The sequence below is a fragment of the Pseudomonas sp. SP16.1 genome (assembly GCF_052682975.1).
The window spans coordinates 1,557,877-1,582,713 of record NZ_JBQYFZ010000001.1 but is presented as its reverse complement, the minus strand read 5'-3'; the positions used below and the strand labels follow the sequence as shown (position 1 = coordinate 1,582,713).

The window sequence follows — 24,837 nt, the reverse complement described above, 5'->3', positions numbered from 1 at the left end:
AAAAAAGCCCGCCGGCGAGAATGCGGGCGGGCTCTTCGATAAGGACAGGCATCAGAACGGCTGGGTGCTACTCGCCAACACGTTATCGCTTTGAGCGGCGATCGGCACCGGCAGGCCGTCTTCCGAGGCGACCACTTCACGCACCATCTCCCAGTCGAGACGCAGACCGCTGAGCTCCTCGCGCTGGAGCAGGGTATTGATCACCGCCGTGTGCTTGTCGACCACCGAGGCAACGCCTTCGTCGTCCAGCGGGGCATGGGCCTCCAGATAGACCTTGCCGCCACTCACGCCGAACTTGTAGGGCTCGTTGATGATGCGCACCGCGGTACCCACCGGCACCATGCCGGCGAGCTGGAGAACATTGTGATTGAGCATGCGGAAGCAGCCATGGCTGACCCGCATGCCGATGCCGAACTTCTTGTTCGAGCCGTGGATCAGGTAGCCAGGGAAGGACAAGGTCAGCTTGTACGGTCCCAGCGGATTGTCCGGCCCTGGCGGCACCACGGTGGGCAGGATGTCGCCTTCGGCTGCATGCTCCTCGCGGATCGACTTGGGCGGATACCAGGCCGGGTTCGGCGTCTTGACCGTCACCCGACCGGCCCCCAAGGGCGACCCCCAGCCCTCGCGACCGATGCCGAGGGGAAAGGTGTGCACCACGTCCTGGCCTTTCGGGTAATAGTACAGGCGGTACTCGGCCAGGTTGATCACGATGCCCTCACGCGGGCCAGGCGGCAGCACGTAGCGGGTCGGCAGGATGATTTCGGCGCCCTCGCCCGGCAGCCAGGGATCGACACCTGGGTTGGCGGCGACCATTTCCAGATAGCCCAGATCGTGCGCAGTGCCCAGGTCGGCGAAGGTATCCTCGTACTTGGCCTTTATCACCTGCACTTGGCCGACCACGTCCTCACCGGGCGGAGGCAGGGGGAGTTCGAGCGCCTGCACCGCAGCGCTGGAGCACAGAGCCAGAGCGGTCAGGCAGCGGTTGACCGCAGAGAATCGCGACAACATCCGGGAGAATCCTTGAAGGGTTGACTATCGTGCCGCGATTGTACACCGCCACCACGACCCAGCGCAGCCGTCAGCTATCCGCCCAATTCGAGCACAGCCCCTGGCGCTGGGCCGTCAGGGTGGCCAGGCAGGCCGGGCACAGGCGCTTGTCGCGCAACTGTGGCTTGTCCAGCTGACGCCAGCGCGGCTGGGCCGGCAGCAGCCCGCCGCACAAGGTGCGATCGGCATGGCCGCCCAGGCGCAGCTGCCGCGCGACCAGGTGCAGACGCACCTCGCGGCAGGCGAACAGGTCCAGTTGCTCGTCCGGTTCGATCAACTGATAGGCGTACAGGGACCAGGCGAGACGCGGCATCTGGGGCTCCATGGCGGGCCGGCCACATTAGCCGAAAGGCCGTGGCCGGAAAAGTCTCAGAGCAAGGGTTCGAGGGTCGACCAGACATTCTCCAGCAGCTTCGCCTGCGCCGCCGCGGCCGGATGCAGGCCGTCGGCCTGCATCATCGCCTGCACGCCGCCCACGCCTTCGAGAAAGAACGGCACCAACGGCACCTGCTTCTGCTCGGCCAGATCGACGAACACCTGGGCGAAGGCGGTGGTATAACGAGTGCCATAATTCGGCGGCAAACGCATGCCGAGCAGCAGCACCCGAGCGCCGGCGGCCTGGGACCTGTCGATCATCGACGCAAGATTCTGTTGCAATTGCGCTGGCGGCTGGCCACGCAGGCCATCGTTGCCGCCCAGCTCGATGATCACAAGCGTGGGCCGGTGCTCGGTAAGCAGCGCAGGTAGGCGCGCGGCGCCGCCTGCGCTGGTGTCACCGCTGATCGAGGCATTGACCACGCGATGGTCGAAACCCTCCTGTGCGAGGCGCTCTTCCAGCAGGGCGACCCAGCCCTGGCGGCTATCCAGGCCAAAAGCCGCGCTGATACTATCGCCGACCACAAGCAGGGTGCCCGCGACCGCCCCCTGGGCCCAGAACAGCAGGGCCAAGGCACCACTGAGCCACCATGCACGCATTGGAATCTCCATGACTTCGAGCATTCTCGCTGCGCGGAACCTTAGCAAAGTGGTCGAGAGCGCGGAAGGCGAGCTGACCATCCTCCACGACCTCGACCTGAACCTGGCCAAAGGCGACAGCCTGGCCATAGTCGGCAGCTCCGGCTCGGGCAAATCCACCCTGCTCGGCCTGCTCGCCGGGCTCGACCTGCCCAGCGGCGGCACCGTGCTGCTCGCCGGCAAGGACCTCGGCGAACTCGACGAAGACCAGCGCGCACGGCTGCGCGCCGAGCATGTCGGCTTCGTCTTCCAGTCCTTCCAGTTGCTCGACAGCCTCAACGCGCTGGAGAACGTCATGCTGCCGCTGGAGCTGGAAGGCCATGGCGACGCCCGCCAGCGCGCCCGCGCCCTGCTCGAGCGGGTCGGCCTGGGCCAGCGCCTGAGCCACTACCCGCGCCAGCTGTCCGGCGGCGAGCAACAACGGGTGGCCATCGCCCGCGCCTTCGCCGCCGAGCCGGACGTGCTGTTCGCCGACGAGCCCACCGGCAACCTCGACAGCCACACCGGCGAGCGCATCAGCGACCTGCTGTTCGAACTCAACCAGGAGCGCGGCACCACCCTGGTGCTGGTCACCCACGACGAGCGCCTGGCCCATCGCTGCCAGCGCCTTATCCGCCTGGAAGCCGGCCATCTGATCGACCGCGTGGAGCCCTGATGAACCGCGTGCCCTTCGTCCGCCTGCTGGCACTGGCCGCCCGCCAGTTGCTGCGCGACGCCCGCGCCGGCGAGCTGCGCGTGCTGTTCTTCGCCCTGCTGGTGGCGGTAGCGGCCAGCAGCGCCATCGGCTATTTCAGCGCGCGGCTGAACGACGCCATGCTGCTGCGCGCCAGCGAATTCCTCGCCGCCGACCTGCGCCTGAGCGGCAGCACCCCGGCCAAACCCGAACAGATCGAGGCCGGCACCCGCCTGGGCCTGGATCACGCGCAGATCGTCGAATTCTCCAGCGTGGTCGCCGCCGGTGATGGCATCCAGCTGGCCAGCGTCAAGGCCGCCAGCGACGCCTACCCGCTGCGCGGCGAACTGAAAAGTGCCGCCGCCCCCTATCAGCCGGACGAGCCCGGCGCGGGTCCGGCGCCCGGCGAAGCCTGGGCCGAGACGCGCCTGCTGGTCGCCCTGGGCCTGCAGATCGGCGACCAGATCGAGATCGGCGCCAAGCACCTGCGCCTGACCCGCGTGCTGACCTACGACCCGGACAGCGCCGGCGACTTCTACAGCCTCACGCCGCGGGTGCTGATGCATCTCGACGATCTGGCCGCCACCGAAGTGGTGCAACCGGGCAGCCGCGTGCGCTTTCGCGAACTCTGGCGCGGCGATGCCGACGCGCTGGCCGCCTACCGTCAGGCTGTGGAACCCAGCCTCGAACCCAACCAGCGCCTAGAGGATGCTCGCGATGGCAACCGCCAGGTCGGCGGCGCGCTGAGCCGCGCCGAGCGCTACCTGAACCTGGCCAGCCTGGCCGCCGTGCTGCTCGCCGGGGTAGCCGTGGCCTTGTCGGCGGCGCGTTTCGCCGTCCGCCGTTTCGATGCCAGCGCGCTGCTGCGTTGCCTGGGCCTGTCGCGCCTTGAAGCGCTGACGCTGTTCGCCCTGCAGTTGGCGCTGCTCGGCCTGCTCGCCTGCCTGCTGGGCGCCCTACTCGGCTGGCTCGGCCAGCACGTCTTGTTCCATCTGTTGCGTGGGCTGATCCCCGCCGATCTACCGCCGGCCGGCGTCTGGCCGGCCCTGGCCGGTATGGCCACCGGCCTGGTGGCGCTAGCCGGCTTCGCCCTGCCGCCGCTGGCCGCACTCGGCCGCGTGCCGCCGCTGCGGGTGCTGCGCCGCGACCTGCTGCCGGTGCCGGCCAGCTCCTGGCTGGTGTACGGCGCGGCGCTGCTGGCGCTCGGCCTGATCATGTGGCGCCTGAGCCTGGATCTGCGCCTGACCCTGGCGCTGCTCGGTGGCGGCCTGCTCGCCGCCCTGCTGCTCGGCGGCCTGCTGCTGCTCGGCCTGCAGAGCCTGCGCCGCCTGCTGCAACGCGCCGCCCTGCCCTGGCGCCTGGGCCTCGGCCAACTGCTGCGTCACCCGCTGGCCGCCGCTGGCCAGTCGCTGGCCTTCGGCCTGATTCTGCTGGCCATGGCGCTGATCGCCCTGCTGCGCGGCGAGCTGCTCGATACCTGGCAGGATCAGCTGCCGGAAGACGCACCCAACCACTTCGCCCTCAACGTGCTGCCGGCCGAGCGCGACGCCTTCGCCGCGCGCCTGGCCGAACTCTCGCCGCATCCGGCGCCGCTCTACCCGGTGGTGCCGGGCCGTCTGGTGACGATCAACGACGAGCCTGTGCGCCAACTGGTGAGCAAGGAGAGCCGCGGCGAACGGGCGATCCAGCGCGACCTCAGCCTGACCTGGGCCGAACAGTTGCCCGCGGACAACCAGATCACCAGCGGCCGCTGGTGGGGCGCGGCGCATGCCAGCGAACTGCCGGGTGTGTCGGTGGAAGCCGAACTGGCCGAGAGCCTGCAGCTCAAGCTGGGCGACCGCCTGCGCTTCAACGTCGGCGGCATCGAACGCGAGGCGCAGGTCAGCAGCCTGCGCGAAGTGGACTGGGACAGCTTCCAGCCCAACTTCTACATGATCTTCGAGCCACAGACCCTGCAGGACCTGCCCGCCACCTACCTGACCAGCTTCTACCTGCCGCCGGGCCAGGACGCCGAGCTGGTCACCCTCAGCCGCGCCTTCCCCAGCGTTACCCTGCTGCAGGTCGACGCGCTGCTGGCGCAGCTGCGCAGCATCCTCGCCCAGGTCACCCTGGCCATCGAGTACGTGCTGCTGTTCGTGCTCGCCGCTGGCATCACCGTGCTGCTCGCCGGATTGCAGGCGACACTCGACGAACGCATCCGCCAGGGCGCCCTGCTGCGCGCCCTGGGCGCCGAACGCCAGCTGCTGGTCAGCGCCCGCCGTGCCGAATTCGGCCTGCTCGGCGCCGCTGCCGGCCTGCTCGCCGCGCTCGGCTGCGAACTGGTCAGCTTCCTGCTCTATCGCTATGCCTTCGACATGAGCTGGCAACCGCACCCCTGGCTGCTGCTGTTGCCGCTGATCGGCGCGCTGCTGGTGGGCACCGCCGGAGTGCTCGGCACCCGCCGCGCGCTCAACGCCAGCCCGCTGAGCGTGCTGCGCGAGGGTTGAAGAACCTGAGGTGGATCGGAGCCCGCACGGTGGATCGGTGAGGCGTGATCCACCCTACGCCTGCTCCATGGGACTGCCCTGAGCGGCCTGCTAGACTGGCCCCCCCCACCCAGCCACCAGAGACATCATGAGCCGCTACCGCCCCCCTCGCCCCGCCGGCACGCCGCTGATCACTCCTGAAGGCGAGGCACGCCTGCGTGCCGAGCTGCACGAGCTGTGGCACGTACGCCGGCCGCAGGTGACCCAGTCCGTCAGCGAGGCCGCCGCCCAGGGCGACCGCTCGGAGAACGCCGAATACACCTACGGCAAGAAGATGCTGCGTGAGATCGACAGCCGCGTACGCTTCCTTACCAAGCGCCTGGAAAAGCTCAAGGTAGTCAGCGACAGGCCCTCGGACCCGCACAAGGTCTACTTCGGCGCCTGGGTCACCATCGAGAATGAAGACGGCGAACAGTCGCGCTACCGCATCGTCGGCCCGGACGAACTCGACCTCAAACAGGGGCTGATCAGCATCGACTCGCCGCTGGCCCGCGCCCTGGTGGGCAAGGAGCTGGAGGCCGAGGTGCGGGTACACAGCCCGAGCGGCGAGCAGACCTGCTACATAGTCGAGATCGATTACCCCTGAGGCGATGCGCTGCGGCGCCTGGTGCTCCCTACGAAACATAAAGAAGAATCCCGGATGAAATCCGGGGGATATTTCGCAGCCCGCCCCGGATTGCCTCCGGGCTGCAACGAACAATCAGGCGGGCAGCGCACGCCCCTACCGCCGGGTAATCAGCCCCTGGCGCGCCACCCGCACCAGTTCGGCGACCGTTTCCGCCAGGGCATCGGCGGTCGACGCCTGGACCACAGCCAGGTCGAAGCTGTCGCGAGGAAAGCGCGCCAGCGACTCGCCGGCCTGCACGAACTGGATGCGAAAGGTACGCGGCCCGCTCCAGCGCTTGGGCCAGCCGTCGAGGTAGCGCAGCAGGGTCGGTTGGTGATTGCCGCCGAGCAGGATGCGCGGGTTGCGCAGCAACAGCCCCGAAGTGATGGGGGCCAGGCGAATGTGCGGTTGGGGACAGGTCATGCTCGAGTCTCCGCCTCGGAAATCCCGCTGGGCAGCGGTGGGAGGCGACACCGAACCAGCGCTTTAGCGGAATTTCAGGTGCTGGAAGCAACACCCTGTGGCGCCCCGCAAGTAGCTGTTTAAATCGGCGCAGCGGGCATCCTAGAGAAGCCCGCGCGATACTGTCAAGGCGCCCATCGATAGCGAGATGTCATGACCAGCGATCCGTTGCGCCTGTTCTTCGCCCTGCCCTGTCCACCCTCGTTGGCCGCGACGATCTGCGCCTGGCGTGCCGACGCCCTGCCGGCAGGCAAGGCGGTGGAGGCGCGCAACCTGCATCTGACCCTGGCCTTTCTCGGCTCGCAGCCGGCCAGTCGCCTGGCGCCGCTGCTGACGCTGGCAGCCGAGCTGCAGGGCGAGCGCTGCACCCTGCAGTTGGATCGCCTCGGCCTGTGGCGCGGCGGCCTGCTGCATCTCGCGCCCAGCCGGGTACCGCCGACGCTGGACGAGTTGCAGCAGCAGTTGCATGCACGCCTGCTGGCGGCCGGCTTCGAGCTGGAAGAGCGCGCCTTCCGCCCGCACCTGACGCTGGCGCGCCATTACCCGCACCCGCCAACCTGCGTCGCCCCAACCTTCGATTGGCCGCTGCGCCATTTCGCCCTGTTTTGCTCGGAAAATGATCGCCGGGGCACGCTCTATCGGCAGCTCGGGCGGTGGCCATTGCGGCCTGCGACCCCAGCCGGGCGTAGCGCCCCGTAACAGCGAAGCCTGGGCGATATCGCGGGGAAAACAGGGCAATCTCCGGAAAAGTGCCGCGTTAGAGGGCTCAATCGGGAGAACCCATCGCTGGCATGTTTCCTGCCACCGAGCTCTGGCCGCACGCGCCACGGGATGGGCGCGATCTTGCTGCAGGAAGCACTTCGACCAATTCCCATCGAGAGCGCCCATGAACAAGAACAAGACACTGCTCGCCCTCTGCCTCGGCGCCGGCCTGCTCGCCAGCGGCCAGACCCAGGCCTTCTGGTTCGGTTCCTCCGGCTATACCCAGACCCAGTACCCCATCGTCCTTGGCCACGGCATGCTCGGCTTCGACAGCATCCTCGGCGTCGACTACTGGTACGGCATCCCCGCCGCCCTGCGCCGCGACGGCGCCAGCGTCTACATCACCGAAGTCAGCCAGCTGGATACCTCCGAGGCGCGCGGCGAGCAGTTGCTGCAGCAGGTCGAGGAGATCGTCGCCATCAGCGGCAAGGCCAAGGTCAATCTGATCGGCCACAGCCATGGCGGCCCCACCACCCGCTACGTCGCCGCCGTGCGGCCGGACCTGGTCGCCTCGGTCACCAGCGTCGGCGCCCCGCACAAGGGCTCGGCCACCGCCGACTTCCTCAAGGGCATCAGCGACGGCCCGGCCGGCCCGGTCGCTACCCCGCTGTTGGCGGGCATCATCAATGGCCTCGGCACGCTGATCAACTTCCTCTCCGGCAGCTCCAGCACCACGGAGCAGAACGCCCTGGGTTCGCTGGAATCGCTCAACAGCGAGGGCGCCGCGCGCTTCAATGCCAAGTTCCCGCAAGGCATTCCCACCAGCGCCTGCGGCGAAGGCGCCTACAGCGTGAACGGCGTGCGCTACTACTCCTGGAGCGGCACCAGCCCGCTGACCAACCTGCTCGACCCCAGCGACCTGCTGATGGGCGCCTCGTCGCTGACCTTCGGCAGCGAAGCCAACGACGGTTTGGTCGGTCGCTGCAGCTCGCACATGGGCCAGGTGATCCGCGACGACTACCGGATGAATCACCTCGACGAGGTCAACCAGACCCTGGGCCTGACCAGCCTGTTCGAGACCGACCCGGTGAGCGTCTACCGCCAGCATGCCAACCGCCTGAAGAACGCCGGGCTTTGAGCCACTGTCCGGGCCGGAGCTGTCCAGCCCGGACGCAGTAGGGAAACCTGCCGTGAGCAAAACTTTGTTTCTGTTGCCCCTGCTGTTCGCCGCCTGCCTGGCGCTGATGCTCTATCTCGAGCCCGGGCATCTGCCCGATCGACTGGATCCACCCACTGCCGCCGGCCGCACCTCGGCGCCAGCGTCGCCACCCGCGTCGCTGGAGTCGCTGCCTGCACCCGACACGCCGCAAGGAAAAATCGCCGTTCCCGGCTTGCCGGCGTCCTTCGTCGGCACCGAGGTCGACGGCCGCTTTCGCGTCGATGCCACCGGCAACCTGATCGTCAGCGAGGATGTTCGCCGCATCTTCGACTACTTCCTCGCCAGCCTCGGCGAGGAGAGCCTGGACGCCAGCGTCACGCGCCTGCGCGGCTATATCGACGGCCAGTTGCAGGAGCCGGCCAGGGCCCGCGCGCAGGCGCTGCTCGACCAGTACCTGGCCTACAAGCGCGAGCTGGTGCTGCTGGAGCGCGACCTGCCGCAACTGGCCAGCCTGGACGCCATGCGTCAGCGCGAAGCGGCAGTGCAGGCGCTGCGCGCGCGGCTGTTCGACGGCGAGACCCATCAGGCCTTCTTCGCCCGCGAGGAAGGCTACAACCGCTTCACCCTGGAGCGCCTGGCGATCCGCCAGGACACCGGACTGAGTGACGAGGAAAAGGGTCTGGCCGTCGACCGGCTGCGCGCGTCGTTGCCCGAGGAGCTGCAGGACATGGTGCTGCCGCAGCTGCAGCAGGAGCTGCGCCAGCACACCACGCGCCTGCAGGCAGAAGGCGCCAGCGCCGCACAGATTCGCCAGCTGCGCCAGCAGCTGGTCGGCGCCGAGGCCACCGCGCGCCTGGAGGCGTTGGACAGCCAGCGCCAGGGCTGGCAGAAGCGTCTCGATGAGTATCTCGCCGCCAAGGCGGGTATCCAGGCCAACGACGGACTGAGCAGCGGCGACAAGCGCGCCGCCATCGAGGCACTGGCGGCGGAACGTTTCGACGAACGCGAGCGTCTGCGTTTGGATGCAGCCGAACAGTTGGCAGCCGCCGACAAACGCCAGTAACGCCGTCAGGCGCTGTCGCGCATCACCAGCTCGAAGCCGACGTCGATGCAGTGCTGCGCCGGCGTCTCGCCGCGCATCAGGGCCAGCAGCATGTTCGCCGCCAGCTCGCCGATGCGTCCGCGGGTGGTGCGCACGGTGCTCAGCGCCGGATGCATCCAGGCCGCCGCCGGCAGGTCGTTGAAGCCAGCGATGGCGAGGCGCCCCGGCACCTCGAGGCCCAGCTGGCGGGCGCGGAACAGCGCGCCCATGGCCAGGTCGTCGTTGTTGAAGAACACCGCATCGATCTGCGGCTGCTGCGCCAGCAGGCGGTCGAGCAGTTCGGCACCGAGGCCGATGGACGACAGCTCGGGGGTGAGCAGTTCCAGCGCCGGGTCGTGGCGGTCCAGGTAGCGCATCACCTGGCGATAGCCCTCGGCGCGCTGCAGGGTGCGCGGGTCGAGCTGCGCCGCGGCGAAGGCGATATGGCGATAGCCGCGCTGCACCAGGGCGCGGGTCATGGCGGCGCCGGCCTCGACCTGGGAGAAGCCGACGCAGTAGTCCTCCGGCTCGTCGCTCAGCTCCATCAGCGTCACCAGCGGGCAGGTGCTGGCGCCGAGAATCTCGCGCGCCGCGTCGCTGCGCTCGAAGCCGGTGACCAGCAGGCCGGCCGGCTGGTGCGCCAGGTAGGAGCGCAGCAGGCGTTCGTCCTCCTCGACCCGGTAGTGGCTGACGCCGATCATCATCTCGAAGCCGGCCGGCATCAGCACCCGCTGGATCGCCTCGACGGTGTCGACGAACACCGAGTTGGACAGCGAGGGAATCACCACCGCCACCAAGTTCGAGCGCGAACTGGCCAGTGCCCGCGCCGCCGGGTTGGGCACGTAGCCGAGCGCCTTGGCGGCGCGCATCACCTGCTCGCGCAAGGCGTCGGAAACCCGTCCCGGCTGCGACAGCGCGCGCGAGGCGGACATCAGCGAGCAGCCGGCGGCCTTGGCTACATCGGACAGGGTGACGCGTTCGGCGGAACGGCGACGGCGTTGACTCATAGCGCCTCCAGGACTGGGCTGGCGGCGATTCTACCAGCCCGGACGACGAATAAAGCGCGGAAACACGCCGCCCGGGAGGCCGCCACCATGCAAGGAGCGGCCGTCCCAACGTGCCCCGCGAAACCACGAACCTATCCACAATCTGCTGCGCGTCGGCCCTACTGCGTTAAAAACAGGCTCGGACTGCTCATTTACAGCTCGTAAAGTCGAGCGCGACTCCGACCGTTCCTCGCCTGTTTTTGCCTTGTATGGCTCTAGCTCGCGAGATCGTGAACAGGTTCTTACAGCGCCGCCTTCTCGGCCTCGGCCTGCACCTGATCGAACAGCTGCTGGCCGACCGTATCGACCACCTTCTGGATCGCCGGCGCGGCCTGCTCGCGCATGCGCTGCACCTCGGCGGCGTCCACCTCGTTGATCTGCATGCCCTTGTCCTTCAGTTCGGCCAGCGCGCGGGCGGCCTCCTCGCGGGTGTCCCGGCGCTCGAAGTCGCGGGCCTTCTTCGCCGCCTCCAGCAGGATGCCCTGCTCGGTGGCAGACAGGCCGTCCCACCAGCGTTTGGACACGGTGACGATCCACGGGCTGTACACGTGGTTGGTCACGGTCAGGTACTTCTGCACCTCGTAGAACTTCGAGGAGAGGATGGTGTTGAACGGGTTCTCCTGACCGTCCACGGCCTTGGTCTCCAGCGCGGTGAACAGCTCGGAGAATGGCAGCGGCACGGCGTTGGCGCCCATCAGCTTGAAGGTCTCGAGGAACACCGGGTTGGGCATCACGCGCAGCTTGATGCCGGAGAAGTCCTCCAGCTTGCTGATCGGCCGGGCGTTGTTGGTCAGGTTGCGGAAGCCGTTCTCCCAGTACACCAGGCCGACCAGGCCCTTCTCCTCCAGCTTGTCCATCACCTGGCGACCGACCGGGCCGTCGAGCACGGCATCGGCCTGCTCGGCGCTGCTGAACAGGAAGGGCGTGTCCCACACCGCCATTTCCTTGGTGATGCCGACCAGGGTGGCGGTGGAGCCGACCATCATTTCCTGGGCGCCGCCGATCAGCGCGCTCTGCATCTGATCGTCCGAACCCAGGCTGGCGGCGCCGAAGGTACGCACCTTGAGCTTGCCGTCCGAGGCCTTGGCCACCTCCTCGGCGAACAGCTTGGCCGCGCGGCCCTGGTTGCTGTTCTCGTTGAGGCCGTAGCCGAAGCGGATCATCCGCGAGCGGACCTCGTCGGCGTGGACGCCGACGGCGGCGAGTGGGCTGCACAGCATGGCAGCGGTGAGGATGGCGAGCAGCGGACGTTTCATCGGGACTACCTCTTATTGTTGTGAACGAAGCCGGCGCACCCGCGCCGGTGGGGTGGATTCAGCGCAGCCAGGCCAGCGGCACGGTGACGATCTGCGGGAAGGCGATCAGCAGCGCGACGATACCCAGGTAGATCAGGAAGAACGGCATCACCCCGCGCACCAGCACCTCCATGCGCAGCCGGCCGATTCCGCCGACCACGTTTAGCACGGTGCCCACCGGCGGGGTGATCAGGCCGATGGAGCCGATCAGCACGAACATCACGCCGAAGTACACCGGGTCGACCCCGGCCTTGATCGCGATCGGCGCCAGCACCGGGGCAAGGATGAGGATGGTCGGGGTCAGGTCGAGCACCATGCCCACCGCGATCATCAGCAGCATGATCGCCAGCACCAGCAGCTGCGGGTGCTCGGCCAGCGGCCCGAGCATGGCGCCGATCTCGTCCGGCAACTGGGCCAGGGTGATCATGTAGGCCGATACCGTGGCGGCGGCGCAGAGGAACATCACCGAGGCGGTGGTGCGGCTGGCGCGGGTCAGGGTCTCGATCAGGTCGTTCCAGCTCAGTTCGCGGTACAGCAGGGTCGACACTGCCAGGGCATAGACCGCGGCGACCACGGCCGCCTCGGTCGGGGTGAAGATGCCGAAACGCAGGCCGCCGACGATGATCACCGGCAGCATCAGCGCCGCGGCGCCGTCGACCAGCACCCGGCGACGTTCGGCGGCGCTGGCCTTGGGCGGGGTCGGCTCGGTGAAGCCGCGGGCGATCAGGGTCCAGGCGACGATCAGCCCGGCTCCCATGATCAGCCCCGGCACCAGGCCGGCCATGAACAGCTGGCTGATCGAGGTATTGGTGACCACGCCGTAGATCACGAAGGGCATCGACGGCGGGATGATCGGCGCGATGATGCCGCCGGCGGCCACCAGGCCGGACGAGGAATGCAGCGGGTAGCCGCGCTGGCGCATCATCGGCAGCAACAGGGTGGCCAGCGCGGCGGTGTCGGCCAGGGCCGAGCCGGACATGCTCGCCAGCAGCACCGCGGCGGCGATGGCGACGTAGCCGAGGCCGCCGCGCAGGTGACCGAAATAGGCCTGGGCCATGGCGATGATGCGCCGCGAGATGCCGCCGGCGTTCATCAGCTCGCCAGCGAGAATGAAGAAGGGCACGGCCAACAGCGGGAAGCTGTCGGCGCCGGCGAGCAGGTTCTGCGCCAGCAGCTGCACGTCCCAGAAGTCCAGGTACCACATCAGCACCGCCGCCGTGAGGATCAGGGCGAAGGCGATGGGCATGCCGAAGGCCATGAAGCCCAGCAGGGATGAAAGGAAGACGGCGACGGTCATCGACAGGTCCTCGGCGGGCTGTGCCCGTATTGTTCGAATTGACGCGGCCTATTCGGCCTGCGCGTGAGCCAGGCTTGCCTGCGGCGCGCGGCGCCACAGATTGACCAGTTGCACCAGAGCGAGGACGGCCAGCACCGCCATGCACCCCAGCACCGGCAGCATGGCCAGCACCACCGGATAGCCGACCACGGTGCTGTGGTTGCCCCAGCCGTACTGCACCTGATTCCAGGCGCCCCAGGCCGAAAGCAGACTAGCGCCGGCGACCAGCAGCCAGCTCAGCGAATCCACCAGGCGCTGCGCCAGTAGCGGGAAGCGATCACGGATCATGCGGAAGGTCATCAGCTCGCCGCGGCGCATGCCCGAGGCCACGCCGACGAACACCAGCCAGACGAACGCCAGCCGCGACAGCTCCTCGGCGCCCGGCCAGCCGGTGCCGAAGGCGTAGCGCAGCACCACGTTGGTGAACACCGCCAGCACCATGAAGGCCATCAGCACGGCCATCATGCCGTCGGTGAGGCGATCGAAGGCGCGCGCCAGGCGCCCCTCGTAGATCGGCTCCGCGCCCAGCTGCGACCCTTGGTTAGCGCTATCAATCTCAGCCACGGACGCAGCATCGGCTTCGACCAGGGCGACCTCCGGCATGTCGCGGCGCAGCCAGGCACAGATATCCGCCAGCAGCGCTTCGCGGCTGGCGGTCGCCTCCAGAATCAGCACATGGGCTTCGTCGGCGGGCACCTCTAGGGTGGCGAACTGACTGTCGACCAGCGAGGTGGGCATGAAATGCCCGGGACGCGCGCCGACCCGCTGCAACGCGGTGGCATGGTCGATATGCAGGTGGACGAACTGCAGGCCCGGCACCGCCGCGCGCAGGCGCTCGCGGTAGGCGCGCTTGAGCGCCGAGCAGGCCAGCACGAAGCCATCGCCCGCCGCCTGGGCGGCGCGCATCTGCTCGCTCAAGGCGTCCAGCCAGTGGCTGCGGTCGTCGTCGCTCAGGGGGATGCCGGCGCGCATGCGCTCGACGTTCTCGCGGGGATGGAAGTGATCGGCTTCGATATGGCGCCAGCCGAGGGTGGTGGCCACCGCCTGGCTGATCTCGCTCTTGCCGGAGCCGCTGACGCCCATGACCACCAGGGTGGTGCGGGCAGGCAGTACGAAAGGCTGTTGCTGCATGGGAACTCCAGGGCGCCATCTGCGTGGTGCCGCTCATTGTTTGGCCGGATGTTAGCGCTATCCAAATCGTTCGACAAGCCTAACTTGTTGCTCATAGGACGGGGAGACCCGCCATCGCCGACCTGGCGGGTTTCACCCGCCCTACCCTCTATCCGCTTGCAACGGTGGATCGATGAAGCGTGATCCACCCTACGCGGGCCCAGCCGGCGAGGCGCCGGACCGATCACAGACTGCGCACGATCACCATCCGCTGCACGTCGCTGGTGCCCTCGTAGATCTGGCAGACGCGCACGTCGCGGTAGATGCGCTCGACCGGGAAGTCCTTGAGGTAGCCGTAGCCGCCGAGGGTCTGGATCGCCGCCGAGCACACCCGCTCGGCCATCTCCGAGGCGAACAGCTTGGCCATCGACGCCTCGCTCAGGCAGGGCATGCCGGCTTCGCGCAGGCTGGCGGCGTGGTGCACCATCTGCCGCGCCACGGCGATCTGGGTGGCCATGTCGGCCAGGCGGAACGCCACCGCCTGGTGCTCGATGATCGGCTTGCCGAAGGTGACCCGCTCGTGGGCATAGTCGCGCGCCGCCTCGAACGCGGCACGGGCCATGCCTACCGCCTGCGCAGCGATGCCGATACGCCCGCCTTCCAGGTTGGCCAGGGCGATGCGGTAGCCCTCGCCCTCCTCGCCCAGGCGCAGCTCGGCCGGGATGCGCACTTCGTCGAGCTGGATCTGGCAGGTGTCCGAAGCGTGCTGGCCGAGCTTGTCCTCCACCCGCACCACGGAGAACCCCGGCGTATCGGTGGGCACGATAAAGGCGCTGATGCCTTTCTTGCCGGCCCCCGGATCGGTGACGGCAAAGACGATGACCATGCCGGCGTGGTTACCGGAGGTGATGAACTGCTTGCTGCCGCTCAGCACGTAGTGCTCTCCGTCGCGTCGCGCGCGGGTGCGCAGGTCGCTCGCGTCGGAGCCGGCCTGCGGCTCGGTGAGGGCGAAGGCGCCGAGCATTCGGCCTTCGGCCAGCGGACGCAGGAAGCGCTGTTTCTGCGCCTCGCTGCCGTACTTCAGGATCGGCATGCAGCCCACCGAGTTGTGCACGCTCATGATGGTGGAGCAGGCGCCGTCGCCGGCGGCGATTTCCTCCAGCGCCAGGGCGTAGGCCAGGTGACCGGTCTCGGCGCCGCCCCACTGCTCCGGCACCAGCATGCCCATGAAGCCCAGCTGGCCCATCTCGGCGATGGCCTCGGCGGGAAAGCGGTGCTCGCGGTCCCAGTCGGCGGCGAAGGGCTTGAGGCGTTCCTGGGCGAACTGCTGGGCCATGTCGCGAATCTGGATGTCCTGTTCGGATGGAATCATCTCGCAGCTCCTTTTCAGATACGTTCGATGGCCACCGCGGTGGCCTCGCCGCCGCCGATGCACACCGAGGCCACCCCGCGCTTGAGGTCGTACTGGCTCAGCGCATTGAGCAGAGTCACCAGGATGCGCGCGCCGGACGCGCCGATGGGGTGGCCGAGGGCGCAGGCGCCGCCATGCACGTTGAGCTTGTCGCGGGGAATGTCGAGGTCGCGCATGGCGACCATGGGCACCACGGCGAAGGCTTCGTTGATCTCGAACAGGTCGACCTGACCCAGGCTCCAGCCGGTGCGCGCCAGCAGCCGCTGGATGGAGCCCACCGGCGCGGTAGTGAACAGGTTCGGCGCCTGGGCAAACGACGCATGCCCGGCGACCTGGGCCAGGGGCGTCAGGCCGCGCTTCTCGGCTTCTTCCAGGCGCATCAGCAGCAGGGACGCCGCGCCATCGGAAATCGAGCTGGAGTTGGCCGCCGTCACGCTGCCGCCCTCGCGGAAGGCCGGTTTGAGGGTGGGGATCTTGTCCAGGCGGGCCTTGGGCGGCTGTTCGTCCTGGCTGATGGTCACCTCCTCGCGGCCTGACCTGGCCTGCACCGGCACTATCTCGGCGGCGAAGCGGCCCTCGGCCATGGCCTGCTGCGCGCGGGTCAGCGAGGCGATGGCGAAGCCATCCTGCTGCTCGCGGGTGAAGCCGTAGGCCTGGGCGCAATCCTCGGCGAAGGTGCCCATCAGGCGCCCCTTGTCATAGGCGTCTTCCAGGCCGTCGAGGAACATGTGGTCGAGCACCTTGCCATGCCCCATGCGGTAGCCGGAGCGGGCGCGCTCGAGCAGGTAGGGTGCGCCCGACATGCTCTCCATGCCGCCGGCCAGCACCACCTCGGCGCTGCCGGCGCGCAGCAGGTCATGGGCCAGCATCACCGCCTTCATGCCCGAGCCGCACATCTTGTTCACCGTGGAGCAGGCCACGCCCTGCGGCAGGCCCGCGCCGAGGGCCGCCTGGCGCGCCGGCGCCTGGCCCTGACCGGCCTGCAGCACGCAGCCCATGATCAGCTCGTCGACGGCCTCACCGGCGAGGCCGGCGCGCTCGAGCACGGCACGGTTGGCGGCGGCGCCGAGCTGGGCGGCGCTCATGTCCTTGAAGTCGCCGAGGAAGCCGCCCATGGCGGTACGCGCGGCACTGACGATGACGATGGAATTCTTGTTCATGGCGTGCTCCTTATTTCGCGGCCATACGGATGGCACCGTCGAGACGAATCACCTCGCCATTGAGCATGGCGTTCTCGACGATGTGGCGCACCAGCGCGGCGTACTCGGCCGGACGGCCGAGGCGCGACGGGAACGGCACGGCAGCGCCGAGGGAGTCGCGAACCTCCTGCGGCATGCCGGCCATCATCGGGGTTTCGAAGATACCGGGGGCGATGCACATCACGCGGATGCCGTGACGCGCCAGTTCGCGGGCGATCGGCAGGGTCATGCCGACCACGCCGCTCTTGGAGGCCGAGTAGGCGGCCTGGCCGATCTGCCCGTCGAAGGCGGCGACCGAGGCGGTGTTGATGATCACCCCACGCTCGCCCTCGGCGTTCGGCTGGCCCTGGGCCATGGCCTCGGCGGCCAGGCGCAGCATGTTGAAGCTGCCGACCAGGTTGATGCTGATGGTCCGCGCGAAGCTGTCCAGGCCATGTACGCCGTTGCGGCCGATGACCTTCTCGGCCGGCGCCACCCCCGCGCAGTTGACCAGCCCGTGCAGGCCGCCGAAGGCCTCGACGGCGGCGCTCACCGCGGCGCGGGCGTCCTCCTCGCGAGTGATGTCGGCCTTGACGAAGCGGGCACCCTCGCCCAGTTCTTCGGCGCGGGCGGCGCCGGCCTCGGCATTGATGTCGACCAGCACCACCTTGCCGCCCTGCCCCAGCAGTTCGCGGGCAGTGGCCAGGCCCAGGCCGGAACTGCCACCGGTGGCCAGGAAAACGGAATTCTCGATACGCACGTTGTTGACTCCTTGGGATCAGTGAGCGGCGGCCGTCTGGGCCTTGGCGATCTCCTGGTTGCGTAGGAGAAAGCGCTGGATCTTGCCGCTCGGGGTCTTGGGCAGCTCCGCGACGAACTCGATCTCACGCGGATAGGCATGGGCGGACAGGCGCTTGCGCACGTACTGCTGCAGCGCCTCGGCCAGTTCGGCGTCGGCCTCGTGGCCGGCATGCAGCACGACGAAGGCCTTGACCAGTTCGGTGCGCTCCGGGTCGGGCTTGCCGATCACCGCGGCCTCGATCACCGCCGGGTGTTCGATCAACGCACTCTCCACGTCGAAGGGGCCGACGCGGTAGCCGGAGGTGGTGATCACGTCATCGGCGCGGCCGACGAAGCTGATGCTGCCATCCTCGTTCAACTCCACTGTGTCGCCACTCAGATAGTAGTCGCCGACGAAGGCGCGGGTTTCCATGCCCTGGTAGCCGGGGAACCAGAACAGCGGTGAACGCGGCATGTCCAGGGCGAGGATGCCGGGCTGGCCGGCCGGCAGTTCGCGCTGTTGGTCGTCCAGCACCACGACGCGGTGACCGGGCATGGCGAAACCGGCGGCGCCGAGGCGCACCGGGTGCTGCAGGGCGTGGTGGTTGCACAGCACCATGCCCAGCTCGGTCTGGCCGTAATGATCGTGGATGGTGCAGCCCAGCCCCTCGGCGAACCAGCGGATCACCTCCGGGGTCAGCGGCTCGCCGGCGCTGCTGACGGCGCGCAGCTGGCCCTTGAGCGCCGCTTGCACCTCGTCCTTGGCCGCCAGCAGCAGGCGGTAGGCGGTGGGCGAGCCGGCCAGGTTGGTGATGCCGTACTCGCGAACGATCCGGCAGGTGCTTTCGACACTGAAACCGCCTTCGTAGAAGGTGGTGGCGTGGCCCATGGCCAATGGCCCGGTCACCGCGTAGTAGAGGCCGTAAGCCCAGCCCGGGTCGGCCAGGTTCCAGAAGCTGTCCTCGGGACGCAGGTCGACCGCATCGCGCATGTAGCTGACGAAGGCGACTATGGCCTTCAGCGGCACGGCCAGCGGCTTGGCCAGGCCGGTGGTGCCGGAGGTGAACATCAGCAGGAACGGGTCGCTGGCCTTGCGCATGACCGGTTCGAAACCGTCCGGCTGGCGCTCCAGTTCGGCCCAGAAGTTTTCGCCCAGGGTCAGCAGCGGCGGCGCATCCCGGACCTCGTCGAGCTTGCCGCGGTTGGCCAGGTCGGTGACCAGCAGTTTCGATCCGGCGCCCTGTACGCGGTGCTCGATCGCCTTGGGCCCGAAGGCGGTGAACAGCGGCTGGTACACCGCCCCCGCGCGCCAGGTACCGAGGATGGTGATCAGCAGCTCCGGGGTGCGCGGCAGCATGCCCGACACGCAATCGCCAGGGCCCACGCCACGGGCCTGCAGCAGGTTGGCGAAGCGCGCGGAAGCCGCCTTGAGCTGGGCGAAAGTCCAGCTGGCGCGCTCACCGTTGCGCCCCTCCCAATGCAGTGCGATGCGCCCGGGGTCGGCATGGCGGTCGCAGCATTCGACACAGGCGTTCATGGCATCGAGATCACCCGCCAGGGTGCTGGACGCGGCACTGGCGTAATCGAACTCGCGGGCAGCCGTGAAGTAATCGCGCATCGGGTAGCCTCCCGGTTTGTTTTTGTTGGAGTGCCGAGATGCTCGCGCCGGCGCCGGCTAGCGGCAATGTCGAAAGGCGTCGATCGGTCCGAGCGTTTTGGACAGCGCCCGCGCAAGCTGCCGACGGCCGCCAGTAGGAGCCCCTCCCCGGGGCGAAGCCTTTCCGTGGTCTGAACTGGCCCTTTCGCCGCGGGGCGCGGCTCCTACCGGACTGACGGGCGCCGCTTCGATGGCGGCCCTCAGTCCGGATATTTGGGTTTGTTGGAGTGCCGCGATGCTCGCGCCGGCGCTGGCTGCCGGCAGTGTCGAAAGGCGTCGATCGGTCCGAGCGTTTTGGACAGCGCCCGCGCAAGCTGCCGACGGCCGCCAGTAGGAGCCCCTCCCCGGGGCGAAGCCTTTCCGTGGTCTGAACTGGCCCTTTCGCCGCGGGTCGCGGCTCCTACCGGACTGACGGGCGCCGCTTCGATGGCGGCCCTCAGTCCGGATATTTGTTTTTGTTGGAGTGCCGCGATGCTCGCGCCGGCGCTGGCTACCGGCAGTGTCGAAAGGCGTCGATCGGTCCGAGCGTTTTGGACAGTGCCCGCGCAAGCTGCCGGCGGCCGCCAGTAGGAGCCCCGCCCCGGGGCGAAGCCTTTCCGTGGTCTGAACTGGCCCATTCGCCGCGGGGCGCGGCTCCTACCGGATTGGCGGGCACCACTTCGATGGCCGCTCTCAGTCCGGATGATGCAGGGCGCGGTATTGCCCCGGCGTGGTACCGGTCCACTTCCTGAAGGCCTTGTAGAAGGCACTGGTGTCGGCGAAGCCCAGGTCGAAGGCCAGCTCGGTGAAGTTGCTCGCGCCGGCATCCAGGCGGGCGATGGCCAGGTCGCGGCGCACCTGGTCCTTGAGTCCCTGGTAGGACTGCCCCTCCTGGGCCAGCTTGCGCCGCAGGGTGGAGGGAGCCATGTAGAAATGCCCGGACAGCGCGTCAAGATCCGGCCAGCGCTCGGGCTTTAGGCTGCGCAGGTAGGCCTTGATCCGCGCGCCGAGGCTCTGCGGGTCGCGGTAGCGCACCAGGATGTTGCCCGGTGCGCCGGCGAGAAAACGCTTGAGCTCGCGCGCGCTGCGCCGCACCGGCAGGGCCAGGCAGTCGGCGTTGAGCAGCAGGCGGTTGTGCGGGCGGTCGAAGCGCAGGTTGTCGCTGAACATCACCCGGTAGTCGCCACAGTAGCCCGGCGCCGGGCCGTGCAGCTCGACGCCGAGAATGGCGATGCGCCGTCCCACCAGCCAGCAGGCCAGACCGTGCAGCATCAGCCACAGGGTGAAGCAGGCGAAGGCCCGCGCCGGCTCCTCGCCGCGCTCGCCCAAGACGATCTGCACCAGGCTGCCCTGGTGCTCCAGGCGCGGCTGCAGGTCGTCGAACACCAGGGCGAGAAAGCGCAACATGCTCTGCAGCGCGGCGCCGAGGTCCGCCTCGCCGAGGGCCGCATGGGCCATATAGGCGAAGCTGCCGGACTTCATGCGCCGCGCGTCCATGCCGAAGAACTCGTCGTCCATCGCCGCGGCGATACCCAGCCACAGGCGCGCATAGGCCTGCGCCGGCACCCGCGCGTAGGGCCGCAGCAGTTGCGCCGGGGCAATGCCGGCCTGCTCCAGCAGCGGCTCATCGGGCAGGCCGCGGCGCCGCCACTCGAGCAGCGCCTCGGTCACCAGTTGAACGGAGATGGTGCCTTTCTCGCCGGTGCTGGCGCTCATGGTGCTCCTTGCCGGTCACGGACCTGGGACGCGCACTGTGGCAGGCGCCCGGCGCGCAGGCAATCGCCTCAGCCGGTCCTGCTCAACTGCTCGATGCTGATCTCGCGCATGCGGAACTTCTGCACCTTGCCGGTCACCGTCATCGGGAAGGCATCGACGAAGAGGAAATGCCGCGGCACCTTGAAGTGGGCGATGCGCCCCTTGCAGAACGCACGCAGCTGCTCGTCGTCGACCGCCTGGCCGGGGTGGCACTTGATCCAGGCGACGATCTCCTCGCCGTAGCGCTCGTCGGGGATGCCCACCACCTGCACGTCGGCCACCGCCGGATGGCCGAAGAGAAACTCCTCTATCTCGCGCGGGTACACGTTCTCGCCGCCGCGGATGATCATGTCCTTGTTGCGCCCGACGATGCTCAGGTAGCCCGCCTCGTCCATTACCGCCAGGTCGCCGGTGTGCATCCAGCGCGCGCCGTCGATGGCATCGAAGGTGGCCTCGGGGTTGTTCCAGTAACCGAGCATCACGCTGTAGCCGCGGGTGCACAGCTCGCCGATCTGCCCGCGCGCGACGATGCGCCCGTGCTCGTCGACCACCTTGCTCTCCAGGTGCGGCTGGGTGCGCCCGACACTGGCCACGCGGCGCTGCAGGTCGTCGTCCGCGGCGGTCTGGGTCGACACCGGGCTGGTCTCGGTCATGCCGTAGGCGATCTGCACCTCGGCCATGTGCATCTCGCCGATCACCCGCTTCATCACCTCGATCGGGCAGGTCGCCCCGGCCATGATCCCGGTGCGCAGGCTGGACAGATCGAACTCCGCCCGCTGCGGGTGATCCAGTTCGGCGATGAACATGGTCGGCACGCCGTACAGCGCCGTGGCGCGCTCCTCGGCCACCGCCTGCAGGGTGGTCAGCGGATCGAAGGCGTCGCCCGGGTAGATCATGGTGCTGCCGTGGGTCAGGCAGCCAAGGTTGCCCATCACCATACCGAAGCAGTGGTACAGCGGCACCGGGATCACCAGGCGGTCGTGCTCGGTCAGGCCCAGGCTCTCGCCGACCATATAGCCGTTGTTGAGGATGTTGTAGTGGCTCAGCGTCGCGCCCTTGGGAAAGCCGGTGGTGCCGGAGGTGTACTGGATATTGATCGGCTCGTCGAACTGCAGCTGGGCGCTGCAGGCGCGCAGCTGCTCGGCGCCGACCGCCTCGGCGTGCGCGAGCAGCGCGTCCCAGCCGAGCATGCCGGCGGCAGGCTCGCGGCCCAGGCTGATCACCCCGCGCAGCTCCGGCAGCATGCGGCTGTGCAGCGCGCCGGTGGCGCTGGCCGCCAGCTCCGGCAGCAGCTCGCCGAGCATGGCGTGGTAGTCGCTGGTCTTGAACGCATCGGCGCAGATCAGCCAGCGGCAGCCGGAATGCTTGAGCGCGTACTCCAGCTCGCTCAGGCGATAGGCCGGGTTGATGTTAACCAGGATCACCCCGATCTTGGCGCTGGCGAACTGGGCGATGCACCACTGCGCGCAGTTCGGCGCCCAGATGCCCAGGCGCTCGCCCGGCTGCATGCCGATGGCCAGCAGCGCGCGGGCGCAGCGCTCGACCTGCTCGGCCAGCTGCGCCCAGCTGTAGCGAAGTTGCTGATGGCGCACCACCAGCGCCTCGCGCTCGGCGAAGCGCGCCACGGTCTGATCGAACGCCGCGCCTATGGTCATCGCCAGCAGGGGCTTGTCCTGCGGGCCGCGGGTATAGCTGGGTGAAGTCATGGGTTCCCTCGATCTTGTGCTTGTTATGGGACGCCTGGGCCGGGCCCGGCTTTGCCGTTTACGCAAACGGCAACCTAGATCACCGACCCCGCTCCTGTCCAGTCATCTGTTGGTCGAATACCCCGCGCCGATAGCGCCTGCGCCACCTAAAGGTCTCGCGGCCATGGCGGGTCTGAGCACATGCCTCGGTCTGAGAGCCGGGCTCAGCCGCGGCGGGGAAATCGCAGATTGCTCAACAGGAAGCATGCCAAGAGTGGGCAAACCAATTATTTCGGACCTTTCGTGCGTCGGGCGGCCCGAGGTTCTGTCTCGTTTTGCGACAGCTGTATGGCTTCGATACAGCCAATCTACCCGGGCGCTGCTGGCGCCACCGACGCAGACGGCACCTGGCGCGGCTTTGCCGGCGGTGGCACAGGCGTTGCTCAAGCCCCGGCACAAGACCACGACAAGAGGCTCCGCCCATGGCAACTCTGCCGCTACACCGTAAAACCCTCGATTTTCTCGCCAAACCGCAACGCATGCTGATCGGCTCCCAATGGCTGGATGCCGCCAACGGCAACAGCCTGCAGGTGCGCAACCCGGCCACCGGCGAGCCGCTGGCCAGCGTCCCCTCGGCCAGCGCCGAAGACGTCGACCGCGCCGTGCAGGCCGCCCGCACTGCCTTCTACGACTCCGCCTGGAACCGCACCCGCCCGCGCGAGCGGCAGAACCTGCTGTGGCGCCTGGCCGACCTGATCGAGCGGGACGCCGACGTGCTGGCCGAGCTGGAATGCCTGAACAACGGCAAGAGCGCCCAGGTGGCCCGCGCCATGGACGTACAGCTGTGCATCGACTTTCTGCGCTACATGGCCGGCTGGGCCACCAAGATCGAGGGCAGCACGGTGGAGCCATCCCTGCCACTGATGCCGAACGAGGATTTCCATGCCTATATCCGCCGCGAGGCGGTGGGGGTGGTGGGCGCCATCGTGGCCTGGAACTTTCCGCTGCTGCTGGCCTGCTGGAAGCTCGGTCCGGCGCTGGCCAGCGGTTGCACCCTGGTGCTCAAACCGGCCGACGAAACCCCGCTGAGCGCGCTGAAACTCGCCGAGCTGGTTCAGGAGGCCGGCTACCCGGCCGGGGTGTTCAACGTGGTCACCGGCACCGGCCTGAACGCCGGCGCGGCGCTGTCCAGCCACCCCGGGGTGGACAAGCTGACCTTCACCGGCTCCACCGAGGTGGGCAAGCAGATCGGCAAGGCGGCCATGGACAACATGACCCGCGTGACCCTGGAGCTGGGCGGCAAGTCGCCGACCATAGTGCTGGCCGACGCCGACCTGCAGCAGGCCGCCGCCGGCGCGGCCAGCGCGATCTTCTTCAACCAGGGCCAGGTGTGCTGCGCCGGCTCGCGCCTGTACGTGCAGCGCAAGCACTTCGACAACGTGGTGGCCGACATCGCCGCCATCGCCAACGGCATGAAGCTGGGCAACGGCCTCGACCCCAGCGTGCAGATGGGCCCGCTGATCTCCGCCAAGCAGCAGGATCGGGTCACCGGCTACATCAACCTGGGCCGCGAGCTGGGCGCCACCCTCGCCTGCGGCGGCGAAGGCTTCGGCCCCGGCTATTTCGTTCAGCCGACGGTGCTGGTGGACGTCGACCAGCGCCACCGCCTGGTCCAGGAGGAGATCTTCGGCCCGGTGCTGGTGGCCATGCCCTTCGACGATATCGACGAGGTGGTGCGCCTGGCCAACGACAACCCCTATGGCCTGGGCGCCAGCATCTGGTCCAACGACCTCGGCGCGGTGCACCGGATGATTCCGCGCATCCGCTCCGGCTCGGTGTGGGTCAACTGCCACAGCGCCCTCGACCCTGCCCTGCCGTTCGGCGGCCACAAGCTGTCCGGCATCGGCCGCGAGATGGGCGCTGCCGCCATCGAGCACTACACCGAGCTGAAGACGGTGATGATCAAGCTGTGAGTTTTACGGGTGGGGAGCGTCCCGAGCGGCGCCCTGCCCTTTTTCTTCCAGGCGCCACTGGCGCCCCAGACGACAAGGAATCCGACATGCCCCAATACCTGATCGAACGCGATATTCCCGGCGCCGGACAGCTCACCGCCGAGGAACTGCAGGCCATCTCGCAGCGCTCTTGCGCCGTGCTCAACGCCATGGGGCCGCAGATTAAGTGGCTGCACAGCTACGTGACGGACGACCGGGTCTACTGCCTGTACGTCGCAGCCAGCGAGACCCAGGTGCGCGAGCATGCCGCACAAGGCGGCTTCCCGATCAGCCGGGTGGCTGAAGTGCGCAGCCTCATCGATCCCACCACCGCTGGCTGAGTC

At 68.4% G+C, this 24,837-nt stretch carries 22 protein-coding genes; 8 read left to right on the top strand and 14 right to left on the bottom strand.

Going from position 1 to position 24,837, the window contains the following annotated elements:
• Window positions 1–51: 51 nt before the first annotated feature.
• The 3 genes from ACUTAF_RS07665 to ACUTAF_RS07655 all read right to left on the bottom strand — a co-directional run bounded on the left by ACUTAF_RS07665 (window position 52) and on the right by ACUTAF_RS07655 (window position 2,022).
• Window positions 52–1,008, bottom strand: a complete 957-nt coding sequence (locus ACUTAF_RS07665) for a L,D-transpeptidase family protein (protein WP_445579412.1) — start codon at window positions 1,006–1,008, stop codon at window positions 52–54.
• A gap of 70 nt (window positions 1,009–1,078) precedes the next feature.
• Window positions 1,079–1,360, bottom strand: a complete 282-nt coding sequence (locus ACUTAF_RS07660) for a hypothetical protein (protein ID WP_445579411.1) — start codon at window positions 1,358–1,360, stop codon at window positions 1,079–1,081.
• Window positions 1,361–1,416: 56 nt separating this feature from the next.
• Complete coding sequence (locus ACUTAF_RS07655; protein WP_445579410.1) at window positions 1,417–2,022, bottom strand: arylesterase; 606 nt, start codon at window positions 2,020–2,022, stop codon at window positions 1,417–1,419.
• Window positions 2,023–2,032: 10 nt separating this feature from the next.
• Here ACUTAF_RS07655 and ACUTAF_RS07650 point away from each other — a divergent pair, with 10 nt between their 5' ends.
• From ACUTAF_RS07650 to greB, 3 genes are all read left to right on the top strand, one after another.
• Window positions 2,033–2,716 (top strand): ABC transporter ATP-binding protein, encoded by a 684-nt coding sequence (locus tag ACUTAF_RS07650; protein WP_122109752.1) that lies wholly within the window; start codon window positions 2,033–2,035, stop codon window positions 2,714–2,716.
• Window positions 2,716–5,220 carry an ABC transporter permease gene (locus ACUTAF_RS07645; RefSeq protein ID WP_445579409.1) on the top strand — a complete coding sequence of 835 codons (2,505 nt, stop codon included), beginning with the start codon at window positions 2,716–2,718 and terminating at the stop codon, window positions 5,218–5,220. The genes ACUTAF_RS07650 and ACUTAF_RS07645 overlap by 1 nt, the downstream gene beginning before the upstream one ends.
• Before the next feature lie 127 nt (window positions 5,221–5,347).
• A complete protein-coding gene (gene greB, locus ACUTAF_RS07640) occupies window positions 5,348–5,845 on the top strand; it encodes a transcription elongation factor GreB (protein ID WP_445579408.1) in 498 nt (165 codons plus the stop codon).
• A 135-nt stretch (window positions 5,846–5,980) separates the two neighbouring features.
• Here the strand turns inward: greB and ACUTAF_RS07635 are convergent, their stop codons facing one another.
• Complete coding sequence (locus ACUTAF_RS07635; protein ID WP_445579407.1) at window positions 5,981–6,289, bottom strand: class I SAM-dependent methyltransferase; 309 nt, start codon at window positions 6,287–6,289, stop codon at window positions 5,981–5,983.
• Window positions 6,290–6,481: 192 nt separating this feature from the next.
• Between ACUTAF_RS07635 and thpR the strand changes: the two genes are divergently transcribed.
• The 3 genes from thpR to ACUTAF_RS07620 all read left to right on the top strand — a co-directional run bounded on the left by thpR (window position 6,482) and on the right by ACUTAF_RS07620 (window position 9,252).
• Window positions 6,482–7,027 carry an RNA 2',3'-cyclic phosphodiesterase gene (thpR, locus tag ACUTAF_RS07630; RefSeq protein ID WP_445579406.1) on the top strand — a complete coding sequence of 182 codons (546 nt, stop codon included), beginning with the start codon at window positions 6,482–6,484 and terminating at the stop codon, window positions 7,025–7,027.
• A 187-nt stretch (window positions 7,028–7,214) separates the two neighbouring features.
• Entirely contained in the window at window positions 7,215–8,168 is a 954-nt protein-coding gene (locus ACUTAF_RS07625; RefSeq protein WP_445579405.1) for a triacylglycerol lipase, read from the top strand.
• Between the two features lie 52 nt (window positions 8,169–8,220).
• Complete coding sequence (locus ACUTAF_RS07620; RefSeq protein ID WP_445579404.1) at window positions 8,221–9,252, top strand: lipase secretion chaperone; 1,032 nt, start codon at window positions 8,221–8,223, stop codon at window positions 9,250–9,252.
• 5 nt (window positions 9,253–9,257) lie between these two features.
• Here ACUTAF_RS07620 and gntR read toward each other — a convergent pair whose 3' ends face one another.
• From gntR to ACUTAF_RS07570, 10 genes are all read right to left on the bottom strand, one after another.
• Entirely contained in the window at window positions 9,258–10,277 is a 1,020-nt protein-coding gene (gene gntR / locus ACUTAF_RS07615; protein ID WP_445579403.1) for an HTH-type transcriptional regulator GntR, read from the bottom strand.
• Window positions 10,278–10,558: 281 nt separating this feature from the next.
• A complete protein-coding gene (locus tag ACUTAF_RS07610; protein WP_445579402.1) occupies window positions 10,559–11,572 on the bottom strand; it encodes a TRAP transporter substrate-binding protein in 1,014 nt (337 codons plus the stop codon).
• Between the two features lie 58 nt (window positions 11,573–11,630).
• Window positions 11,631–12,908 carry a TRAP transporter large permease gene (locus ACUTAF_RS07605; protein WP_445579401.1) on the bottom strand — a complete coding sequence of 426 codons (1,278 nt, stop codon included), beginning with the start codon at window positions 12,906–12,908 and terminating at the stop codon, window positions 11,631–11,633.
• A 48-nt stretch (window positions 12,909–12,956) separates the two neighbouring features.
• Window positions 12,957–14,078 (bottom strand): gluconokinase, GntK/IdnK-type, encoded by a 1,122-nt coding sequence (locus ACUTAF_RS07600; protein ID WP_445579400.1) that lies wholly within the window; start codon window positions 14,076–14,078, stop codon window positions 12,957–12,959.
• Window positions 14,079–14,301: 223 nt separating this feature from the next.
• Complete coding sequence (locus ACUTAF_RS07595) at window positions 14,302–15,429, bottom strand: acyl-CoA dehydrogenase family protein (protein WP_445579399.1); 1,128 nt, start codon at window positions 15,427–15,429, stop codon at window positions 14,302–14,304.
• A 14-nt stretch (window positions 15,430–15,443) separates the two neighbouring features.
• Complete coding sequence (locus ACUTAF_RS07590) at window positions 15,444–16,628, bottom strand: acetyl-CoA C-acyltransferase (protein WP_445579398.1); 1,185 nt, start codon at window positions 16,626–16,628, stop codon at window positions 15,444–15,446.
• Between the two features lie 10 nt (window positions 16,629–16,638).
• Complete coding sequence (locus ACUTAF_RS07585; RefSeq protein WP_445579397.1) at window positions 16,639–17,406, bottom strand: 3-hydroxyacyl-CoA dehydrogenase; 768 nt, start codon at window positions 17,404–17,406, stop codon at window positions 16,639–16,641.
• An 18-nt stretch (window positions 17,407–17,424) separates the two neighbouring features.
• A complete protein-coding gene (locus ACUTAF_RS07580; protein WP_445579396.1) occupies window positions 17,425–19,044 on the bottom strand; it encodes an acyl-CoA synthetase in 1,620 nt (539 codons plus the stop codon).
• 711 nt (window positions 19,045–19,755) lie between these two features.
• Window positions 19,756–20,778: an AraC family transcriptional regulator gene (locus ACUTAF_RS07575; RefSeq protein ID WP_445579395.1), complete on the bottom strand. Its 1,023-nt coding sequence runs from the start codon at window positions 20,776–20,778 to the stop codon at window positions 19,756–19,758.
• A gap of 68 nt (window positions 20,779–20,846) precedes the next feature.
• Window positions 20,847–22,523, bottom strand: coding sequence for an AMP-binding protein (locus ACUTAF_RS07570; protein ID WP_445579394.1), 1,677 nt, complete (start codon window positions 22,521–22,523; stop codon window positions 20,847–20,849).
• Window positions 22,524–22,984: 461 nt separating this feature from the next.
• Between ACUTAF_RS07570 and ACUTAF_RS07565 the strand changes: the two genes are divergently transcribed.
• Window positions 22,985–24,475, top strand: coding sequence for an aldehyde dehydrogenase family protein (locus tag ACUTAF_RS07565; RefSeq protein ID WP_445579393.1), 1,491 nt, complete (start codon window positions 22,985–22,987; stop codon window positions 24,473–24,475).
• 86 nt (window positions 24,476–24,561) lie between these two features.
• Entirely contained in the window at window positions 24,562–24,834 is a 273-nt protein-coding gene (locus tag ACUTAF_RS07560) for a DUF4242 domain-containing protein (RefSeq protein WP_445579392.1), read from the top strand.
• Window positions 24,835–24,837 lie beyond the last annotated feature (3 nt).

What these genes read in the sequence shown, in the direction of transcription:
- ACUTAF_RS07665 (WP_445579412.1), bottom strand. Translation starts at nt 1,008, where the DNA reads ATGTTGTCGCGATTCTCTGCGGTCAACCGCTGCCTGACCGCTCTGGCT.
- ACUTAF_RS07660 (WP_445579411.1), bottom strand. Translation starts at nt 1,360, where the DNA reads ATGCCGCGTCTCGCCTGGTCCCTGTACGCCTATCAGTTGATCGAACCG.
- ACUTAF_RS07655 (WP_445579410.1), bottom strand. Translation starts at nt 2,022, where the DNA reads ATGCGTGCATGGTGGCTCAGTGGTGCCTTGGCCCTGCTGTTCTGGGCC.
- ACUTAF_RS07650 (WP_122109752.1), top strand. Translation starts at nt 2,033, where the DNA reads ATGACTTCGAGCATTCTCGCTGCGCGGAACCTTAGCAAAGTGGTCGAG.
- ACUTAF_RS07645 (WP_445579409.1), top strand. Translation starts at nt 2,716, where the DNA reads ATGAACCGCGTGCCCTTCGTCCGCCTGCTGGCACTGGCCGCCCGCCAG.
- greB (WP_445579408.1), top strand. Translation starts at nt 5,348, where the DNA reads ATGAGCCGCTACCGCCCCCCTCGCCCCGCCGGCACGCCGCTGATCACT.
- ACUTAF_RS07635 (WP_445579407.1), bottom strand. Translation starts at nt 6,289, where the DNA reads ATGACCTGTCCCCAACCGCACATTCGCCTGGCCCCCATCACTTCGGGG.
- thpR (WP_445579406.1), top strand. Translation starts at nt 6,482, where the DNA reads ATGACCAGCGATCCGTTGCGCCTGTTCTTCGCCCTGCCCTGTCCACCC.
- ACUTAF_RS07625 (WP_445579405.1), top strand. Translation starts at nt 7,215, where the DNA reads ATGAACAAGAACAAGACACTGCTCGCCCTCTGCCTCGGCGCCGGCCTG.
- gntR (WP_445579403.1), bottom strand. Translation starts at nt 10,277, where the DNA reads ATGAGTCAACGCCGTCGCCGTTCCGCCGAACGCGTCACCCTGTCCGAT.
- ACUTAF_RS07610 (WP_445579402.1), bottom strand. Translation starts at nt 11,572, where the DNA reads ATGAAACGTCCGCTGCTCGCCATCCTCACCGCTGCCATGCTGTGCAGC.
- ACUTAF_RS07605 (WP_445579401.1), bottom strand. Translation starts at nt 12,908, where the DNA reads ATGACCGTCGCCGTCTTCCTTTCATCCCTGCTGGGCTTCATGGCCTTC.
- ACUTAF_RS07600 (WP_445579400.1), bottom strand. Translation starts at nt 14,078, where the DNA reads ATGCAGCAACAGCCTTTCGTACTGCCTGCCCGCACCACCCTGGTGGTC.
- ACUTAF_RS07595 (WP_445579399.1), bottom strand. Translation starts at nt 15,429, where the DNA reads ATGATTCCATCCGAACAGGACATCCAGATTCGCGACATGGCCCAGCAG.
- ACUTAF_RS07590 (WP_445579398.1), bottom strand. Translation starts at nt 16,628, where the DNA reads ATGAACAAGAATTCCATCGTCATCGTCAGTGCCGCGCGTACCGCCATG.
- ACUTAF_RS07580 (WP_445579396.1), bottom strand. Translation starts at nt 19,044, where the DNA reads ATGCGCGATTACTTCACGGCTGCCCGCGAGTTCGATTACGCCAGTGCC.
- ACUTAF_RS07575 (WP_445579395.1), bottom strand. Translation starts at nt 20,778, where the DNA reads ATGAGCGCCAGCACCGGCGAGAAAGGCACCATCTCCGTTCAACTGGTG.
- ACUTAF_RS07570 (WP_445579394.1), bottom strand. Translation starts at nt 22,523, where the DNA reads ATGACTTCACCCAGCTATACCCGCGGCCCGCAGGACAAGCCCCTGCTG.
- ACUTAF_RS07565 (WP_445579393.1), top strand. Translation starts at nt 22,985, where the DNA reads ATGGCAACTCTGCCGCTACACCGTAAAACCCTCGATTTTCTCGCCAAA.
- ACUTAF_RS07560 (WP_445579392.1), top strand. Translation starts at nt 24,562, where the DNA reads ATGCCCCAATACCTGATCGAACGCGATATTCCCGGCGCCGGACAGCTC.